Genomic DNA, 1,894 nt, shown 5'->3' with positions numbered 1-1,894 from the left:
GATGCAGCGCGGTCTTGGGGAGGCAGCGCGGTCTTGGGGGTTCCCCCCATGAGCGACTGCCGTGGTTTCCCCCACTCGCGCTTTGCATCAAGAACACTATCAGAAAAATACTTTTGCAAGAGGTCTAATACCTTGGGTACCCTCCAATAGTTTAATCACCAAAGGAGCACCACCTACCATCTCGATTAAGTGGTCAATATCTTCGGTTAAATAGGCAAAGCCAGTTACGGGCAAACCAATACCTTCACCAGAAAGGATCTGAAGAGAGCGTAGTTTATCACGGGAGCGGGAAATGCCCTGAGTTGGATTAGCAGTAAAAACACCCATCAATTCAAACTGCCGTACAACGGCCGTGCCATAGAAGGTCTGTGATGCCCCGATCCGGGGAATAATGGCATCAAAGTCATCTAAGGGTTTGCCCTGATACATTACCATTGGCTTGTCAGCTGTAATATTCAGGTAACAGCACATATAGTTAATCACCCGCATTTGATGACCCCGCTTGTCCCCAGCATCCTTCAAGCGTCGGGTAGAATACAAGGTAGCATCTAGGGATAAGATCGCAATTTTCATTGGGTTTACCCTATATCACTAACGCTATATTTTAAAAATAAATCTTAGGGGCGCATCTGGTGCGCCCCTAAGGTGTGTCACTAATTGATTGTAAACCGCAGCAAGTCACAAGTGCGATTGGCCGTAGGCCACGCTACGCGAACGCATAATTTGATTGAGCGCTTTTTGTTTAGACTCAACAAAGTGTCAACGCTCAACACAGGTCACTTCAGGCATGGCCTTCCCAGCTCAAATCTACCGACTCAGCGATTACTGGTCGGTCGTAACCATTTTCATTCATCATCCACATCCCTGTCTTGCCATCAACAGTATTGCTCCAGAAAATGTCATCGTAACCATTCTTGTCAAAATCCATAACTCCTTGAAATTTCCAGGTGTCGTCAAGGGGTGCATTATTAACGAACACTGATTCTATGTAATCTGTACCTGCCATGCGCCAGTAGTAAACATTTTGGTTTTCAGTGTCAAGCCAGAGAACATCCGCGTTTTTATCTCCATCAAAGTCTCCGGCACCAAGGATTTTCCATTTACTGTTGGCTAATTCTGATTGGATTAGTACTCCTCGATTCGGCTCAGTGCCATTCATCAGCCAAACTGCATTTTCCCCAGTGGAGTCATTACGCCACAGCAGATCGGTTTGCTGATCACGGTTGAAATCTCCTGTGCCATGGATTTTCCAGTTAAGGTCTGAGACTGGGACGATGGATACTGCTTCTTGAAACTGGGAACCATTCATTAACCAGATACCAATGTCTCCATTCGCGGTATTGCGCCAAACCATATCTTTGTGGCTATCACCGTTGAAGTCTCCAGCAGCACGAATCTCCCAGTCACTGTTAACGGATTCCATTTGAATCGTAACTGCCTCATCTAGGTCAGTACCCATTACCCCATGCATCCGCCAAGCTCCCATGGTGCCAGTCTCAGAATTATGCCAGAACAGATCCACTTCAGCGGAGGTAAATTCAATGGCGTCAATTCGCCCTAACTCGAAGGTCTCATTATCAAGACTATCTGCCTCTACAACAATTTCGATGCGATCGCCTGGAGCAAGTTGTACATCTTTAAAGATAGGATTTGGATTAGGATCACCATTGCTGAGAGAGTCAGTGAAACCGACATAGTTACCGGAGTTGGGTCCATCTCCACCAAGGTTTTTATCCAAAGTATAGGTGTCAACATCAGTACCGTTGACCCGTAGTGTTAGTTTGGCTTGTCCATCTATTTCATCAAAGTGAGCAATACCGATATGGTATTTGCCAGCAACACCATCACTTTCTGTCCAGTCAATTCTGATTATGCCGTTGGTTTCAATGTCTTC

The 1,894-nt window shown here is 46.0% G+C and carries 1 protein-coding gene and 1 pseudogene; both read right to left on the bottom strand.

Features of this window, described 5'->3' with window-relative positions; genetic code table 11:
- Positions 1–126 precede the first annotated feature (126 nt).
- A pseudogene (locus F6K53_RS39060) lies at positions 127–573 on the bottom strand (30S ribosomal protein S6--L-glutamate ligase); the annotation flags it as partial.
- Positions 574–781: 208 nt separating this feature from the next.
- On the bottom strand, positions 782–1,894 hold a 1,113-nt coding region (locus tag F6K53_RS39055), incomplete at its 5' end, for a VCBS repeat-containing protein (protein WP_293085266.1).

This window comes from Moorena sp. SIO4A1 (assembly GCF_010672065.1).
Classification (GTDB): domain Bacteria; phylum Cyanobacteriota; class Cyanobacteriia; order Cyanobacteriales; family Coleofasciculaceae; genus Moorena.
The sequence above is the reverse complement of the archived record's forward strand: the minus strand, read 5'-3'. Positions and strand labels throughout refer to the sequence as shown.